A 16,409-nucleotide genomic window follows, 5' to 3' on the forward strand; every position below is an offset into this window, starting at 1 on the left:
TAAAAAAAGCCGTGTCGGAATTTCCCGACACGGCTTTTTTTTATAATATATCACTTATTTCGTTCTCTTCAATACTACTGCTGTACGGGCAGGAATATATAACTTTAACCATTCCTTCTTCTCTTTTTCATAAAGAGGATCGGCAATAGTGAAATGTTTCACGGTGTCATCAGCAAATCCATTACCGCCATAGGCCGGATTATCCGTATTCAATACTACTTCATACGTTCCCGGAGAAACCAGGAAGCCATAATCGGTAAATGACTGTTTCGGATTGAAGTTGAACACAAAGATATAATCTTTTCGCATGTATGCCAATACCTGATCGCCATCATTGTGCCAGATTTCCTGAACAGGTGTTGCCTGGAAAGCTTTTACGCTTTTAATCATTTTGAGCATATCAGCATCAAAGTCTGCCATATAGTGATAGGTAAGATTCTTGTTATCTACCAGATCCCACTGGCGGCGGGCGTACTTGCATGACCATCCATTACCTTCGCGTGGAAAGTCAATCCATTCGGGATGACCGAATTCGTTGCCCATAAAGTTAAGGTAACCACCATTGATCGTACTTGAAGTCAGCAGGCATATCATCTTGTGGAGGGCAATGCCACGATTCACTGTATAGTTTTCATCGCCCTTCTGCATATGCCAGTACATATCGGCATCTATCAGACGGAAGATAATCGTCTTATCGCCCACTAATGCCTGGTCATGGCTTTCGGCATAAGATATAGTCTTTTCATCTTTACGACGATTGGTTACTTCCCAGAACATGCTGGACGGTTTCCAGTCTTCGTCTATTTTTTCCTTGATGGTCTTGATCCAATAATCAGGGATATTCATTGCCATACGGTAGTCGAAACCATAGCCACCGTCTTCAACTTTAGCGGCCAAGCCGGGCATTCCCGATACTTCTTCGGCGATCGTTATAGCCTTGGAATTTACTTCGTGGATAAGTTTGTTGGCAAGAGTCAGGTAACAGATGGCATTGTCATCCTGATAACCATTGAAATAGTCTCCATAGTTACAGAAGGCTTCACCCAGTCCGTGACTGTAATAGAGCATAGATGTTACACCATCAAAGCGGAAACCGTCGAATCCGTATTCTTCAAGCCAGTACTTACAGTTGGAGAGAAGGAAATGGATAACCTCATTCTTTCCATAGTCAAAACAAAGCGAGTCCCAAGCCGGATGTTCACGGCGTGCGCCGGGATAGAAATACTGATTAGGGTCACCAGCAAAATTGCCCAACCCTTCCACTTCATTCTTTACTGCATGAGAATGAACGATGTCCATAATCACTGCAATGCCCAATCCGTGTGCAGTATCGATCAACTCCTTAAGCTCTTCCGGAGTACCGAAACGGGAAGAAGCGGCAAAGAAACTGGATACATGGTAACCGAAACTACCGTAGTAGGGATGTTCCTGAATTGCCATGATTTGAATGCAATTGTATCCGGCTTTGGCAATGCGTGGAAGAGTTTTTTCACGGAACTCATTATAGGTTCCTACTTTTTCTTCCTGCTGCGCCATACCGATATGGCATTCGTATATAAGCAAAGGGTCCGTATTAGGTTTAAATGTACGCTTCTTTACTTTATATGGCTTTTCCGGTGCCCAGACCTGCGCACTGAAAATTTTGGTTTGTTCATCTTGTACCACCCGTGTTGCCCAGGCAGGAATACGTTCTCCACAACCGCCTTCCCAATGTACAATGAGTTTGTATAAGTCTCCGTGTCTCATGGCATCTGCCGGGAGTTTGATTTCCCAAACGCCATAATCCTTACGTTTCAGACTGTACTTCTTCAGTTCTTTCCATTCATTGAATGTGCCCACAATAAATATTTCTGTGGCGTTGGGTGCCCATTCACGGAAAATCCAGCCATCAGCAGTACGGTGAAGTCCGAAATATAAATATCCCGAGGCAAAATCAGACAAAGTCTGTTTCCCTTTGTTCGTCAGTTCAGCTTCTTTGTCTAATGCATGCTGATGACGGCCTTTGATGGCATCTTCGAAAGGTTCCAGCCAAGGGTCGTTCTTGATCAAATTCAATGTTTCCATAAAGGATGAGTTTTTGATTGATTGGATTATTATGCTTTCACTTTTACAATGACTTTCTTCACACCATCGGGAGAAATGCCGGGGGCATGTCCGTCTTGCGGGAAGAATATAGCAAACATTCCAGGTTTTACAGTGATATAAGTTTCAGCCAGTCCTTCAAAGAAAGTAATGTCTTTCTCTGCATTGTACGGAGCATCAGCCGGTACGCAATCTTTTCCTGCAGTATAGCCCATTACTTCCGCACCGGAGAGAGGAATCTGGATATCTATAAATTCATTGTGTGTTTCCAGTTTGGCTTGTTCTTTAGCTTTAGGCGTAGTTTGAGCTACGTTTACAACCAGGTCTTTACCTTTCAGTTCGGTTTTGCCAACTTCCATTGCGTTCAAGTCATGTGATTGCAAGAATTCAATAGCTTGGGCAAACAAGGGGTTCAACGATGCATATTTTTCTAAATTTTCTAATCTATCTACTACCATAGCTTTAATGTTTTAAGTTAGTTATATTATTATCAAATTTTATTCAAAGTCGTCAATTGTGTAGTTCAGGAAATCAGCAAAAGGTTTCATTTGCTTAAAGATTTCCGCCGTACGATCCACGCAATCGGATGCCAGAAAGAAGCTGTCCGGTTGATTGCAGTAACAGGTATATTCCTTGCACTTCAGATATTGTATATATTCAAAATCCTTCGGAAACCCTTTTGGAGCTGTTTTTAGGAAGTCTTCGCCTATCACCGGAAAGTATTGCTTGAAAGCCGGATTCTCAACTATACCGCGAAATTCGTCTATGTTATCATACACTGCCTGTCGCACGGCTTTCAGCGTTTTAGGAGGCAGGCAATAGCTGCCGCCTGCCAACAGGCAGTTGCCCGGTTCGATGTGAACGTAGTAACCGCAGTGGTCTGATTTCTTACCGCGGGCGTTGATGTATCCGCCCAAATGAGTTTTATACGGGGTCTTGTCCTGCGAAAAGCGCGTATCACGATAAATTCGGTAAGTACAGTCTTTGACTTGAACGCCACGAATACTTTCATCGAAAAGCGAGATACGGGTAATTATAGCCGATAACAGGTTCTCAAATTCCCCACGGGCTTCTTCATACAAGTCCTTATGAGCATTGAACCATTCGCGGTTATTGTTAGCGGACACTTCTTTTAAGAATTGAAAAATAACAGGGATGTTCATATTGGTATTTTCCTTATTATCTGACAAAATTACGCATAATTTTCCTAACATGCTACAAAGAGGGATAAAAAAAGCATCGGCTCTGGTAAACCGATGCTCCTTACACATTTATCAATCAAACAGACGCTTCTGTTTTTGATGTACTTACTTATCACAAGCGGGTACGTCTCCTTTAATTAATCTTATATCTAATACTATGAAAAACACAATAATATAACACGCCTCCACAGAAAAAGTTCGAAGGGGTATGTGTGTTTTTATCATTTGTTTATATCTTTGTAGAAAAATTATACGAACAGATGGAATATAAGTATGATGAAGAAAGTGTGAATGCCCTGATGGAATGGGCTGATAACGCGCAGTTACCCAAAGAGTTACAGTTAAGTGAGGCCGAAAATATTGTGAATCTTAGACAATATGTGGTGGCAAATATAAACGATATCAAAGCGCATTATCCGGATGAGTTTTACAATCCGGCCATTACGCGTCTGTACAGGCTGAAGGAAAAACTGGAAGGAGAAAGTACTACTGAGTAACACAGAGTTCCACAGAGTTATCTTTATTCGAAAGAATCCTTATTACTCTGTGGAACTCTGTGCTGCTCTGTGGCGGAAATCCTATTATAGTTTGATTTTCAATATCTTTCCACTATATCCTTCTACAGCAACTTCCGTAGCCTTATAAGGCAGCAAACTAATACTTTCCGTCTTTCCGGTTAGCAAATCTACTGCCGGGTAAACATCCATTTGCGGTATTTGCAGGAAATCGAAGGCGTGAGAAGGCACATTGATAGCTACATCTACTGAAATGTGGTCAAAGTTTACGATAATGAACAATAACTCTTTTCCGGCTTTGCGTAAGAATGTGTATTGTTTATGCTCATTGAAGCGCCAGCCATTTGCGTTGGCATACATCAGATCGAAGAATTCTCCTTCAGTGATTGCTTTTTCTTTGTTGCAAAGCGTCAGGATGCGTTGGTAGATACTATAGATGTGTTTTTGGTCTTCCGTCAACATCTTGCCATCGAACTTTCCGCCATTCCGCCAGCGACGAATGGTATCTACACTCCAATAATCAAAAATAGTGGTACGTCCGTCTCTGCCGCTGAAACCTTCGCTATCCATGCCTAGCTCACCGAATTCTTGCCCGAAATAAATCATCATCGGATTGGTATTCATACAAGCTGAAACAATCAGTCCCGGAACTGCTTTACGTGGATTTCCGGCAAAGAAATCAGAAGCAATGCGCTGTTCGTCATGGTTCTCCAGGAAATTCAGCATCCGCTTCTCGATGCCACCCAGACTTTGCCAGGAACGGGTAATGGCCGTAGCCGAATCATAGCCGCAAATCACATTGCGAAGTGTATCATAAAGCCCTACCTTGTCATATAGATAATCAAATTTTCCTCGGAATAAGTAATTCTGATATTCTGCCGGATTATAAACCTCTGCAATGAATAACAGGTCGGGATATTTCTCTTTCACTTGCGGAATCACCCATTCCCAGAACTCAACCGGAACCATTTCCGCCATGTCACAACGAAAGCCGTCGATATTCTTGTCTGCCCAGAAAAGAAGGATATCCAGCATCTTTGTCCAGGTGTCCGGAGTGGGATTGAAGTGACAGGTTCCACCATTCTGATAGTCCACTCCATAATTCAGCTTCACGGTTTCGTACCAGTCGGTGATATTGGGATAAGCATCGAAACGATTGTTTCCCGTAGCCTTGGCAGGACATTCTTTATAAGGTTCCGCAGCCGATCCTTTCATATCAAACTGACCATGCAATTCGGATTGAGGAATATAGTAAAAATTATTATATGGGCTGAAAGCGTAATTAGGATCATCATTTGCACCCAACTGTGAAGTTCCGTCAGGTTGTGCATCCGAATGATATTGGCGGGCAACGTGATTCGGAACAAAATCGATAATGACTTTCAGACCGCTGCGATGAGTACGTTGTACCAGATTTTCAAATTCCTTCATACGTTCCTGTACATCATTTGCCAAGTCCGGGTCCACGTCATAATAATCCTTGATGGCATAAGGAGAACCTGCTTTCCCCTTAACAATAGCCGGATGATCGGGGCGTATGTTGTAACGGCGATAATCCGTTTGCGTGGCATGCTCTATGATACCGGTATACCAAATATGGGTGGCTCCCAACTTCTTTATTTCATTGAGTGCCTTGGCTGTAAAGTCCGCCATTTTACCGCATCCGTTTTCCGTTATGTTTCCGTTATTGATGCAGTGATTATGATTGTTACCAAACAAGCGTGTAAACACTTGATAGATAATCATTTTTTCATCTTTCCCCATTCTATTTTTATTTTATGATTTGATAATTACTTTCATCTTTCCAGATGGTTCCCTGATCCGCTTTCAATTGATCCAGAAGAGCGTTAGCGGCATTGTATCCCTGCATAAATATTTCTTCTGCTTTTTCCAGTTCGGTATTACTGTATCCATCCAGGTTATACGGTTCTATTAATAAATCCGCTTTTTCCCGTTCGGGGAACGTATTGGCACGGAACATGAAGTGGTAGGAACGCATGGCAATACTTACAATATTCATCTTATATTTGTTCGCCAGTAGCGGACTAACATTTACTGCCACCACTTTGCTGCAGACACGTCGGATGGTAGATACAGGTAAGTTCATAAACACCCCACCATCTACATAATGCGTTCCTTCTATTTTTACAGGAGAGAAGAGGACAGGCATACAGCAGGAAGCTGCCACACGTTCGGCAATATTCCCTTTGTGGAAATGCACCACACGTCCGTGATCGAGGTCGGTTGCAGTGATGATGAGAGGTATTTGCAATTCTTCCATCGTCTTTGCTTTCAGATTGGTTTTCAGGAAATCAATAAATTCGCCTAACTCGAACAATCCCACTTTCGGGATGACTAATTTGGTCAGATCCTGGAACTTATGCCCGGAGAAGTAATCCAGCACTTTATGCGGTTCGTTACCGTCTGCATAAAACACGCCTGCCAAAGCCCCTGCGCTTACTCCCGAAAGGATATTAGGTTTGATGTCATGTTCCAACAATGACTGCATCACGCCCAGATGTGCGAAACCCTTGATAAAACCACCGCTCAAAGCATATCCTATAGGATATTTGTTCGTAAACCAATTATTTGATGTTGCCTCCATGTAAAAAATCTACCATATATTTGTTCGCCACGAAATTAGTGATTTTATCGTAGGTTGAAAGTAAAAAGGGAGAAAAATGTGCTAAGTATAGAGAAAAAGCAACGCCTGCCCCCAATTTATACAATCGAAGACAGGCGTCAGTGGGAATCGGGAAAATATTTAATCAAAAGCCGAAATCATCCACCTGAATTTCTTCCTGATGATTATCGGTGAAGGGTTTAGCCTCTTGCTGTACGGCATTTCCTTCGATATATACGGCGCGGAAGGGGCGGGCAGGGCAGACGTATTCACAACCGCCACAACCTACACAAATTTCCGTATCTATATGAGGAATTGTCAATCCGTCCTTGAAAGGAATCATCGACAGAGCTTGCGTAGGACAATGTTCCGAACAAGCCCCACAACTGGTTCCGTCGCGGTAGACGATGCAGTTCTCCTCGATGAAGACAACTTTACCCATCTGTGTCAGGTGTTTCTGCTCTTTCGTCAGTGGCAGGATAGCTCCATCCGGACAAACATCCCCGCATACGGTACAATCAAAATTACAGAAACCCTTTTCAAAGAAAACGGTCGGCTGCATCATTCCCCCTAAACCATACTCCATAAAAGCAGGCTTCAGTACATGAGAGGGACATTTGCTGACACACAGGTGGCACGAGGTGCAATGTGCCTGAAAATGCTCCAGACTGATAGATCCCGGCGGCGTTATAGGCGTCTGACGTTTATCACTTTTCATTCCGGCTGCCACAGCCGCTACATTCTGGGCTTGTGCCATTACTGTGGGAGTTGCGGCGGCAGTTGTCAGCCCGGCAAGTAAAAAACGGCGTTTGGAAGCGTCAGTCACCTGTTTCTTTGTTTTGAGGGGAGTGGTATAACTAAGTGCATTCTGGCGACATTCACCCAAGCAATCGAAACAATCTACGCAACGACTGTAGTCAATAATCTGTTCCGGGCTATTAATACATGAGGCTTTGCATTTAGTAGCACACAGTCCGCAATGATTGCATTTTTCTGTATCGATACGTACTTTAAACAGTGAGAAGCGGCTCAGAAAGCCAAGCAACGTACCTACCGGGCATATTGTGTTACACCAGATACGTCCGTATTTCCATGCCAGAAAGCCAATCACCAAGAACGTCAACAGTCCGATAATAAAGGACGAGATACTCAGAAGAGAAGCGTCCACCTGATAGAAAGTATAGTTATTGAAACTTGAAAATATGCTTTCCAGCAAATTGTTCCCTAACATATACACAGGTTTAAACACATTGACCGTCATACGTCCGAAAGCGCTGTAAGGATCGAGCAGACCTAAAATGACCGTAAATCCAAAAAGGAAAGCTATAGCCGTCACCCCCAATACTCCCCAGCGGAGTATATTCTTGGCAGGCGAGTAGCGGAAACGTTTCTTTTTTTTAGCTGTCTTTTTAGAAATCCAGGTCACTATATCCTGAAAGATACCCATCGGGCAAATTGTAGAGCAATAGATACGTCCCAATAACAAGGTAATCAGTATCAGCACTGTCAGGATGATAAAACTGAGTGACATCAATGCCGGTACAAACTGTATATGCGCCAGTCTGTGGAAACTATTTGGCAATATTTCCGCAAAATCCAAAAAATAAAAAGTTATCAGCCCGAAAATGACAACGGACAGTATAATACGTGCTTTTCTCAACATAAGTGTGTATACTTTTATAGCTTGAATTAAAGCCTGATGCGCTTTACATTCAGCTTATCCAAATCCATCGTTCCAATCTTCAATGCCTGCCCGTTAGCAAGGTGAGCTACGCTTTCAAGCGGCATTTCGCGAACCTGGTTAAAGAATTTGGTGGCAGCCGTATCTACGGCCACAATATCCTGTGAAATAAATAGTCCTTTGGTCAATACCACATCCGAAGCAGAACGTCCGCGCGGACCATTCGTTTTCAAAACGCGATAGGCATCCACCACATTCAGCACAGCTTTCTTGTCCATTGTGCAGATATCGGCAATACATTGCTGCAAGTCGTTGGAATGGAAGAAACCACGATCCCAGACAATACCCATGTGGTTCTTCATGGAAATCGTCAGGTTGGCGCCTCCATGGTTTTTCAGGATGGGCACATTGATCCATACATCACTGTTCAGAATAGCTTCGTGCACCTTGGCACTTTTCATGCGTACACCTTTGGGCAATGAGACTGGTTTATAGTAGCTTTCCAGATGAGCCGGCATAACCTTGGCACCCGCAGCTTTGGCAGCTTCTTCAATGCCGCTGTTCTTGTAGCACTTCTGCCAGTCATCGCAAGTATGATCAAAAACCGTAACCTCCTTGGCACCTGCGGCAAGACACTGCTTCACAATTTCCGCAACCAGCTTCGGATTTGTATTACCGGCCAGTTCGGGTACTTTATCCCAACCGATATTCGGTTTAACCACTACCTTTTGTCCCGGTTTGATAAACTGTTTCATGCCCCCCATTTCTGTAATAGCACGCCGGAACATCACTTCCGGTTCTCCACCCATCACAGCTACCAGATCCACCTTACCACCGCCAGCATTTGTCAGCTTTTGCGCCAGTATGTCCATTGCTTCGGAACGTTGCACGGTCATCACCGCACCCGTCACCGCCAGAGTCTTTAAGAAATCCCTTCTATTCATAGGCCCTTTAGATTGTTAATCTATTAATTATCAATTATTCATAGTATCCACGGGAACTTAAAACACGTCTCGTCAAACAAAGCATAATCTGCCGTACCATTGACTGCGAATGTTTTTATCAGACGTGCCTCTTTCAGTAATTCGCACGCCAGACGAATGGTAGACCCTGTCTTAATACGGTCATCTACCAATAAGATGCTCTTACCTTTAAAATCAAAGTCAACCGGAGCGAGCAACTGGGGAGCATCGTACTTCGGATGCTGGTATTCATCCCGCAAATTGATACGTAGCAGATGCACTTCTTTTTGCAATCGCTGGTTGATGATACCTGCCGGAACGATACCGCCATTAGCAATAGCCACGATCATATCAAAATCATCGTGGAATTCAATTGTGCGGAAGCGTTCCAGCACTTCTTCCATTGTTTTTGCCATATTGTTATGGGAGATAGTCTGTTATTAAAGTTTGGAAATTGCTTTCAGCAGAGCGTAACCACCGAACCATTGGATCAGCATGCCCGGAATACCGATACGGAAATCTTGTACGGCTAGGAAGAAGTTACCACATATAGCCCATTCAAAAGCAGTGCCAATCACCTGATATGCAAGAATCACACCAAGCAATGCAACTAAGGATATTTTCTTTGTATATCGTGCGGCAAATGCAGCGGCTCCTGCAAGCAAACCGGATTTTATCAGCAACACAGGCAATGCGGCGGCGGCAGGCATGCCAAACAGTAAATGATTAATTACCGGAGAAAGTAAAGCTGTAAGCAGTCCTACACGGAAACCGAATTTATAGGCGGCAATTAGTGTAAAGAAATAGATAGGCAGCAAAGTCGGTCCGCCCATGGGAACCAGATGGCAAAGCTGCGGCAATGCTATGTTTCCTGCAACAAATAAGAATGCAAACAAATAGGTCTTCACGTTACTGAACGACAAAGAGTAGAGTTTAGCGGATGTTTCCATTATTCAATGATTAGATTTTAATTTGTTATTATTATGTTTCTTCAAGATACAAAAGTAGGAGATGAGCGTTCATTTTGTTTGAAGATTTGTCTCAATCCTTACAGGTTTTGTATCAGTACATTTATATTATGACTCTTTCGGACGGAAAAGGTTTAAATCTTCACCAATTCATATTGCATATTGCCCAATCCGATCTTTTCCGCATGGCGCAATCCAGCCAGCCAGTCTGTATCCGGGTGCATCATGTGGAACTTGTCATGGCCGCACAAATCATCGTGCTCATGCCCAGCAGAAAGGCGGTTACCCGTGTGCAGTATAGGAGCCTGGATGACCATATCCGCGCATGCTTTATCCAGAGCCACCGGGTCTGTAGAAGCCAGAATACCGAGGTCGGGAACAATGGCAGCATCATTATGATTCCAACAGTCACATTCCGGAGATACGTTCATTATAAAACTGATGTGGAAGTTGGGCTTATCTTTCACTACAGCCAGTGAATATTCGGCAATCTTATAGTTTAAGCGCTCGGACGTATCTTCATCGCCCATAATGGCGCCGTCATACTGGCACAAGGCGACACACTGTCCGCAACCTACGCATTTAGCGTAATCTATTTCTGCTTTGCGTCCTGCATTCAGGTGTACGGCGTCGTGTGCACAGTGCTTCACGCAGATATTGCAGCCGATGCAACTTTCCGTATCTATTTTGGGTTGAGAGGCCGAATGCAGTTCCAGTTTTCCGGCTACGCTGGCACAACCCATGCCCAAATTCTTTAAAGCTCCGCCAAAGCCGGCTTGTTCGTGTCCCTTAAAGTGATTCATGCTGATGATAATATCCGCATCGGCTATGGCAGTACCAATCTTAGGGGCGGCACAGTACTCACCGTTCAAGGGAATTTCCCGGCAATCCGTACCTTTTAATCCATCTCCGATGATGACCTGGCATTGGGCGGATATAGGATTATAACCGTTTTCCATTGCGCTTTGCAGGTGATCGACGGCATTGGCACGACGGCCTGAATATAGTGTGTTACAGTCCGTCAAGAAAGGTTTTGCACCATTGTTGCGCAATAGGTTTGCCATGCGAGCCGCGTAGTTCGGCCGAAGATAAGCAAGGTTTCCCGGCTCACCGAAGTGAATCTTGATAGCGACAAAACTGTCTTTTAAGGGTAGCTGTTCAATACCTGCCCGCTTTACCAGGCGCTCCATCTTATCCAGAAGATTGGAAGTAGGAGAGGTACGCAGGTCTGTGTAGTAGACTTTTGATGTTTCCATATTACCTATTTATAGTTATAATATGTGCAAAAATAAGAGATATTATCCATATAAATAGGTATGGGAACAAAAAAAGTAGCGAAGTTCTTTCGCTACTTTAATTTGGCATTATCCTAACGGATCATCCTCTATGCCACCGTCACCTCCTTGGCTGCCGCCGCTACCGTTACCACCGGAACTGCTTCCGTCCGTATAATCTGTATCGATGGGAATGGCGCGGGTTACGCTCATTTCTCCCAAAGTACGTTGGAAAATCTTCCCCGGAGTGAATACAATACGCTTACGTACTATATTGCTTGCCGTAACGCCTTCTGCGGTATCTGCACTTTTGGCCTTAATGGTGGGGCGAAAGATGCCGAACTCTCCCAATAGAACACTTTTTCCGTCATCAATATCCTCCACCATCATATCAACCAGACCGCTGACTACCAAGTCTACCACTTTTCGATGGACTCCGCAAAGTCGACTGACCTTTGCACACGTTTTACTAAAACTCATCTGTCCCGAACGTACAGATTTTGCTACATACTTCTCAGTTTTTGTGTCGTCAAAGCCAAACACTCTCTTGGTCACTACATACTCTAAAGCCATAATAATTAAAGTTTAATAGGTTAAAAAAAATAAGGTTTACTGTTGTCATTTGTTTCAGATGACTTTGCAAAGGTACTATACGGTACAAGAGAGATTGTCCCCTTTCGGTACCTTTAAACAAATAATTTTGAGAAAAATATAAAAATAATTTTTTCGGCTAACGATCAAATCCAGACAGAGTAGAGTGAATTAGTTGAAATAGTGTTCGTTATGAAAGCAAATAGTACTACCTTTGTATGGTTAAGTAAATATTAGTACTCACCAGATATTGAAGAATCAGATGAATAGCAATTATAAAGTTGGGGATTTAATTTATGATGCGAATATTTATGATGGAATGAATACCCACATAGATGATTTGCTATTTTACAAGCGATGGCTGCCTAAAAACAAGGATGCCTGTATACTTGAACTTTGTTGCGGTACAGGTAGACTTACTATTCCGATAGCACAGGAAGGATATGATATCAGCGGGGTAGACTACACTGCTTCTATGCTTGAACAAGCGAAAATAAAAGCTGCCGGAGCAGGATTAGAAATAGAATTTATTGAGGCTGACATCAGAACTCTCGATTTACAGAAGAAATACGACCTTGTCTTTATTCCTTTCAATTCGATCCATCATTTATATCAAAATGAAGATTTGTTTAAAGCATTACGTGTGGTTAAAAATCATCTCAAAGAAGGAGGCATATTTTTGTTAGATTGTTTTAATCCCAATATCCAATACATTGTAGAACATGAAAAAGAGCCCATAGAAATTGCTGAATATACCACCAAAGATGGGAGAGAAGTATTGATAAAGCAGATTATGCGATACGAGAGCAAAACTCAGATGAATCGCATAGAATGGCACTATTTCATTAATGGTGAGTTTGATTCGGTTCAAAATTTGGATATGAGGCTATTCTTTCCTCAAGAGTTAGATTCATACCTGGAATGGAACGGTTTTGAAATTCTTCATAAGTTTGGCAGTTTTGAAGAAAAAGTATTTTGTAATCATTCGGAAAAACAGATATTTGTTTGCCAATGAGCTATTAATAAATAATATGAAAGAACTATCTACAAGAAAGCATGAGAATCATAGATCATAAACCTGTTTTATTTGAAAAGTCCGCTCATAACATTTGGACCGACCCGTATATTCAGCAGCAGATATTAAAAGATCACCTTGATCCGCAATCTGATGGTGCAAGCCGGAAGCGGGAATCAGTTCTGAAGATAGTGGATTTCATACTCCAGCACACAAAGCCCCAAAGTCATTTGCTTGATTTAGGTTGCGGTCCGGGACTGTACACATCGCTTTTAGCAGATAAGGATTATATGGTGACGGGCATTGATTTTAATAAAGCTTCTATAGAATATGCCATTGGAAAACGGGAGGAAATCAACTATATTTGGGGTGACTACATCAATAATTATCCTATGGGTAAGTATGATACAATCACCATGATCTATTGTGATATGGGAACCCATCCGGATAGTGATCGCGACCGATTGCTGGACAATATATATCTTTCGCTGACTGATGGAGGTATTCTCATTTTTGATGTTTTCTCGGAAGGGATTATTGATGACAGACAGGAAAGCCGGGATTGGGAATATGCCCCTTGCGGTGGGTTCTGGGATGAAAGTGAATATTTACTTCTAAGTCAAACATTCCATTATCCGGAGAACAAAGTTTTTGCATATCAATATAACCTGATACTTGAAGACACAGCCAAACATTTCATCATTTGGGAAAGATATTATTCGGAGGAAGAAATAACAAGTATATTGAGAAAGGTAGGATTCCGTAAAATATCTATTTATAAAGAACTACTCGGCAAGAATGATTTTACGTCGAGCAGTGAAATTTTTATAGTAGCAGAAAAGTGAGTAGCAAAAGAACTTCACTACTCACTTTTTCACTCCGACAAGGAAATTATCCTAACGGATTCTCATCTAAACCACCGTCACCACCTTGGTTGCCACCGCCTTGATTTCCGCCACTGCCGTTACCACCGGAACTGCTTCCGTCCGTATAATCTGTATCAACGGGAATAGAACGTGTCACGCTCATTTCTCCCAAAGTACGTTGGAAAATCTTTCCCGGAGTAAATACAATACGCTTGCGCACTATATTACTTGCCGTTACACCTTCCGCTGTATCCGCACTTTTAGCCTTAATGGTGGGGCGGAAGATGCCAAATTCCCCTAATTGAACACTTTTTCCGTCATCAATATCCTCCGCCATCATATCAACCAGAACGCTGACTACTAAATCTACTACCTTTCGGTGGATTCCGCAAAGTCGACTAACCTTTGCACACGTTTTACTAAAACTCATCTGTCCCGAACGTACAGATTTCGCTACATACTTCTCTGTCTTTGTGTCGTCAAAGCCAAACACTCTTTTGGTCACTACATACTCTAAAGCCATAATAATTAAAGTTTAATTGGTTAAAAAAAATAGGGTTCACTTGCCATCATTTATTCCTGATGACATTGCAAAGATAGGATGTAGTGCGGGAAGTATTGTGCTCTTTTGACACCTTGGAGTGGTTTTTTCTGAGAAAAGTTGTAAATGGATGATTTAAAGTGCTTTGTAAAAATCGATAGAACTTGCTCTTTCTTATAACTTTTAAAGATAAGAGCAAGATTCTTTTCTTTGTTATCAATTGATTCCAAAACTATACTTAAATCATAAGCTTTTTCAGAAAGTAGAAATATTCTGCGGCTTTTGTCATGCCATTTTAAGAATTACACCTTCAATATAAATGGCTTATTCTCCCAAGCGGAAATCGCTAACATTATCGTGAGACAAAGAAATTTCTTCAAAACGACTTGTGCAGCTGCCTTTTTGAGGACACTGGCTACTGATGCCCAAATAGATGTTCTTTGGATAACAATTCTTGTATAGACGAACCATGTTCCATCTTTTCTTGTCGATGGAATAATAGCTGGCAATGGTTTTTGTATCAGATGAAATCTTCAGGTAAACAGATGAAACATTTAATTTATCATGATTATTATCATCGGATGTTCCTTGTGTTCTTACTGTAACAATACGGTGGTTACCATGTTCATCCTGTTCAAATGCCAGTTTCTGCCAAAGTGAATCACAAGAATAGACAAAAAGGTCGGCTGCATTATACAATCCCTCTGTTGTAAACTCCGGAGTAACCTTGGCTATTAACGTAAAAGGTTTCGTGTTCTCAACGGGGACAAGCAGAATAGGAAGCGTTGTATTTGACAGTTTTCCATTCGGGTCACTGAAGAAATCCAGTCCTTCGGTACAATGGAATTCCAATGCGCCATCATCAAGCAGTTTCACGCAATTTTCAGCTCCATTGATGGCATTAGTGAAAGTGATGTTTCCCGCACTGATTTTGCAATCTGTAACTTTGTTCATAACTGTTTCGTTCATTGTTTGTTGAGACTCATCTTGCTTAGCAGAATTGTTAGATTGGCAAGAAGCCAATATGATGCTTCCTGCAAGAATTACTTGACAAATAGTATTACTTTTCATTGCTTAATAGATTATGAATGATTATTTTTTGCAAAAATAGTCTGTTTCGGCCATTCGCACAATGGTGAAAAATAACCAAATTCATAACGAGACAATAAACTATTTGGAGCTAGATTCGGAACTCGATCAGAAAGTCACTTCTACGAATTACGTAAATAATAAATCAGATAAGCTTTGATTATCAGAAGTATAAAAAATGAATTATTTGCGTAATTCGTGTAATTTGTGTTCTAAGCTTTATTTTGATACCCTCTTTAGATTTTATTTTCTGTATTCTTAGGATATCAAAACCGGAGTCCGTACATGAAGATTTTCTTTTTTTCATCTTTTCCTTATTTTATGTTTTTTATTTGATGATTCCGATTCTCCGAAGCCAAGCCTCCGTGCCATTAGCACTGCCTGGCATATCAATACCTGCATCGTCGGGCGGGCCGGGAGTAGTAATGTCATCCGGATTGAGGTCTTCAGGAAGCGTTTTTGGAATATGCTTTGACTCAGGGGTTACCTTATAAATCTTCTGCATTGATTCGTTCAAATAAGTTGTAGCTCCGTAAGTGAAGAACGGGATAACAACCTTATCTTTCAGATCGTATGCTTCGAGGAATGTGCAAACCACCATAGCAGGCTGATGCCACCAGCAAGGTGAGCCAACGAAAATCGTATCATATTGCGCGATAATTTCCTTATCGGGCAGGTTTGCCACTCCGGGACGCAGGTCGTTGTAAGCCTCATTCTGAATACGGTCGCTGTCATCGTATGGATTTTCGGCATACGGATCGGCCGCCTCAATGCGATATATGTCAGCACCGGTAAGTTCCACAATTCGTTTGGCTACGGCTTGCGTGTGCCTCTGTGCGGAAAAGTAGGCTACGAGAGTTTTACTGTTACCGGACGGATTGTCAGGATCATCGGGAGTTGTCGACTGTTCCGTCTGCGATGCAAGAGTGTCATCTGAAGAACAAGCTGCCATAGTCGTCAGCGGAAGGAACAAAAATGGGATAAAAAATAATTTTCTCAT

General features: G+C 42.2%; 16 protein-coding genes and 1 pseudogene. 3 read left to right on the forward strand and 14 right to left on the reverse strand.

Features of this window, described 5'->3' with window-relative positions; all coding sequences use genetic code 11:
• Positions 1 to 54: 54 nt before the first annotated feature.
• From DW036_RS11695 to DW036_RS11705, 3 genes are read right to left on the reverse strand one after another with little or no spacing between them, the layout of a single operon-like run.
• Positions 55 to 2,064: an alpha amylase C-terminal domain-containing protein gene (locus tag DW036_RS11695; protein WP_118464513.1), complete on the reverse strand. Its 2,010-nt coding sequence runs from the start codon at positions 2,062 to 2,064 to the stop codon at positions 55 to 57.
• A gap of 29 nt (positions 2,065 to 2,093) precedes the next feature.
• Entirely contained in the window at positions 2,094 to 2,540 is a 447-nt protein-coding gene (locus DW036_RS11700) for a YhcH/YjgK/YiaL family protein (protein WP_007214042.1), read from the reverse strand.
• Between the two features lie 39 nt (positions 2,541 to 2,579).
• A complete protein-coding gene (locus DW036_RS11705; protein WP_118464880.1) occupies positions 2,580 to 3,245 on the reverse strand; it encodes a DUF2461 domain-containing protein in 666 nt (221 codons plus the stop codon).
• A gap of 299 nt (positions 3,246 to 3,544) precedes the next feature.
• Here DW036_RS11705 and DW036_RS11710 point away from each other — a divergent pair, with 299 nt between their 5' ends.
• Positions 3,545 to 3,781, forward strand: a complete 237-nt coding sequence (locus DW036_RS11710) for a hypothetical protein (RefSeq protein WP_118464881.1) — start codon at positions 3,545 to 3,547, stop codon at positions 3,779 to 3,781.
• Positions 3,782 to 3,865: 84 nt separating this feature from the next.
• Here the strand turns inward: DW036_RS11710 and DW036_RS11715 are convergent, their stop codons facing one another.
• The 8 genes and pseudogenes from DW036_RS11715 to DW036_RS11750 form a co-directional block, all read right to left on the reverse strand.
• Entirely contained in the window at positions 3,866 to 5,563 is a 1,698-nt protein-coding gene (locus DW036_RS11715) for an alpha-amylase family protein (protein ID WP_118464515.1), read from the reverse strand.
• A gap of 7 nt (positions 5,564 to 5,570) precedes the next feature.
• Complete coding sequence (locus DW036_RS11720; RefSeq protein ID WP_022210100.1) at positions 5,571 to 6,404, reverse strand: patatin-like phospholipase family protein; 834 nt, start codon at positions 6,402 to 6,404, stop codon at positions 5,571 to 5,573.
• Between the two features lie 163 nt (positions 6,405 to 6,567).
• Positions 6,568 to 8,085: a 4Fe-4S binding protein gene (locus DW036_RS11725; protein WP_118464517.1), complete on the reverse strand. Its 1,518-nt coding sequence runs from the start codon at positions 8,083 to 8,085 to the stop codon at positions 6,568 to 6,570.
• A 26-nt stretch (positions 8,086 to 8,111) separates the two neighbouring features.
• Positions 8,112 to 9,050, reverse strand: a pseudogene (locus DW036_RS11730) (DUF362 domain-containing protein); the annotation flags it as partial.
• A 35-nt stretch (positions 9,051 to 9,085) separates the two neighbouring features.
• Complete coding sequence (locus DW036_RS11735; protein ID WP_118464521.1) at positions 9,086 to 9,481, reverse strand: phosphoribosyltransferase; 396 nt, start codon at positions 9,479 to 9,481, stop codon at positions 9,086 to 9,088.
• A 24-nt stretch (positions 9,482 to 9,505) separates the two neighbouring features.
• On the reverse strand, positions 9,506 to 10,015 hold the full coding sequence (locus tag DW036_RS11740; protein WP_007214052.1) for a hypothetical protein: 510 nt from the start codon (positions 10,013 to 10,015) through the stop codon (positions 9,506 to 9,508).
• Positions 10,016 to 10,167: 152 nt separating this feature from the next.
• The gene (locus DW036_RS11745; RefSeq protein ID WP_007218420.1) at positions 10,168 to 11,289 is read right to left on the reverse strand and encodes a DUF362 domain-containing protein; all 1,122 of its coding nucleotides are present in this window, start codon (positions 11,287 to 11,289) and stop codon (positions 10,168 to 10,170) included.
• Positions 11,290 to 11,397: 108 nt separating this feature from the next.
• Positions 11,398 to 11,880, reverse strand: a complete 483-nt coding sequence (locus tag DW036_RS11750) for a DsbA family protein (RefSeq protein ID WP_118464523.1) — start codon at positions 11,878 to 11,880, stop codon at positions 11,398 to 11,400.
• A 280-nt stretch (positions 11,881 to 12,160) separates the two neighbouring features.
• On the opposite strand from DW036_RS11750, the gene DW036_RS11755 reads away from it, so the two are divergent.
• On the forward strand, positions 12,161 to 12,913 hold the full coding sequence (locus DW036_RS11755) for a class I SAM-dependent methyltransferase (RefSeq protein WP_118464525.1): 753 nt from the start codon (positions 12,161 to 12,163) through the stop codon (positions 12,911 to 12,913).
• A gap of 41 nt (positions 12,914 to 12,954) precedes the next feature.
• Positions 12,955 to 13,758: a bifunctional 2-polyprenyl-6-hydroxyphenol methylase/3-demethylubiquinol 3-O-methyltransferase UbiG gene (locus tag DW036_RS11760; protein WP_118464527.1), complete on the forward strand. Its 804-nt coding sequence runs from the start codon at positions 12,955 to 12,957 to the stop codon at positions 13,756 to 13,758.
• Between the two features lie 46 nt (positions 13,759 to 13,804).
• Here DW036_RS11760 and DW036_RS11765 read toward each other — a convergent pair whose 3' ends face one another.
• The 3 genes from DW036_RS11765 to DW036_RS11780 all read right to left on the reverse strand — a co-directional run bounded on the left by DW036_RS11765 (position 13,805) and on the right by DW036_RS11780 (position 16,409).
• Entirely contained in the window at positions 13,805 to 14,302 is a 498-nt protein-coding gene (locus tag DW036_RS11765) for an HU family DNA-binding protein (protein WP_118464529.1), read from the reverse strand.
• Between the two features lie 342 nt (positions 14,303 to 14,644).
• Positions 14,645 to 15,391 (reverse strand): DUF1349 domain-containing protein, encoded by a 747-nt coding sequence (locus DW036_RS11775; RefSeq protein ID WP_118464533.1) that lies wholly within the window; start codon positions 15,389 to 15,391, stop codon positions 14,645 to 14,647.
• Between the two features lie 346 nt (positions 15,392 to 15,737).
• Complete coding sequence (locus DW036_RS11780) at positions 15,738 to 16,409, reverse strand: flavodoxin (RefSeq protein WP_118464535.1); 672 nt, start codon at positions 16,407 to 16,409, stop codon at positions 15,738 to 15,740.

This window comes from Bacteroides sp. AF39-11AC, assembly GCF_003474285.1.
Lineage (GTDB): Bacteria > Bacteroidota > Bacteroidia > Bacteroidales > Bacteroidaceae > Bacteroides.

Excerpts from the sequence above, each read along its gene's own strand:
- DW036_RS11695 (WP_118464513.1), bottom strand. The coding sequence starts at position 2,064 with ATGGAAACATTGAATTTGATCAAGAACGACCCTTGGCTGGAACCTTTC.
- DW036_RS11700 (WP_007214042.1), bottom strand. The coding sequence starts at position 2,540 with ATGGTAGTAGATAGATTAGAAAATTTAGAAAAATATGCATCGTTGAAC.
- DW036_RS11705 (WP_118464880.1), bottom strand. The coding sequence starts at position 3,245 with ATGAACATCCCTGTTATTTTTCAATTCTTAAAAGAAGTGTCCGCTAAC.
- DW036_RS11710 (WP_118464881.1), top strand. The coding sequence starts at position 3,545 with ATGGAATATAAGTATGATGAAGAAAGTGTGAATGCCCTGATGGAATGG.
- DW036_RS11715 (WP_118464515.1), bottom strand. The coding sequence starts at position 5,563 with ATGGGGAAAGATGAAAAAATGATTATCTATCAAGTGTTTACACGCTTG.
- DW036_RS11720 (WP_022210100.1), bottom strand. The coding sequence starts at position 6,404 with ATGGAGGCAACATCAAATAATTGGTTTACGAACAAATATCCTATAGGA.
- DW036_RS11725 (WP_118464517.1), bottom strand. The coding sequence starts at position 8,085 with ATGTTGAGAAAAGCACGTATTATACTGTCCGTTGTCATTTTCGGGCTG.
- DW036_RS11735 (WP_118464521.1), bottom strand. The coding sequence starts at position 9,481 with ATGGCAAAAACAATGGAAGAAGTGCTGGAACGCTTCCGCACAATTGAA.
- DW036_RS11740 (WP_007214052.1), bottom strand. The coding sequence starts at position 10,015 with ATGGAAACATCCGCTAAACTCTACTCTTTGTCGTTCAGTAACGTGAAG.
- DW036_RS11745 (WP_007218420.1), bottom strand. The coding sequence starts at position 11,289 with ATGGAAACATCAAAAGTCTACTACACAGACCTGCGTACCTCTCCTACT.
- DW036_RS11750 (WP_118464523.1), bottom strand. The coding sequence starts at position 11,880 with ATGGCTTTAGAGTATGTAGTGACCAAGAGAGTGTTTGGCTTTGACGAC.
- DW036_RS11755 (WP_118464525.1), top strand. The coding sequence starts at position 12,161 with ATGAATAGCAATTATAAAGTTGGGGATTTAATTTATGATGCGAATATT.
- DW036_RS11760 (WP_118464527.1), top strand. The coding sequence starts at position 12,955 with ATGAGAATCATAGATCATAAACCTGTTTTATTTGAAAAGTCCGCTCAT.
- DW036_RS11765 (WP_118464529.1), bottom strand. The coding sequence starts at position 14,302 with ATGGCTTTAGAGTATGTAGTGACCAAAAGAGTGTTTGGCTTTGACGAC.
- DW036_RS11775 (WP_118464533.1), bottom strand. The coding sequence starts at position 15,391 with ATGAAAAGTAATACTATTTGTCAAGTAATTCTTGCAGGAAGCATCATA.
- DW036_RS11780 (WP_118464535.1), bottom strand. The coding sequence starts at position 16,409 with ATGAGAAAATTATTTTTTATCCCATTTTTGTTCCTTCCGCTGACGACT.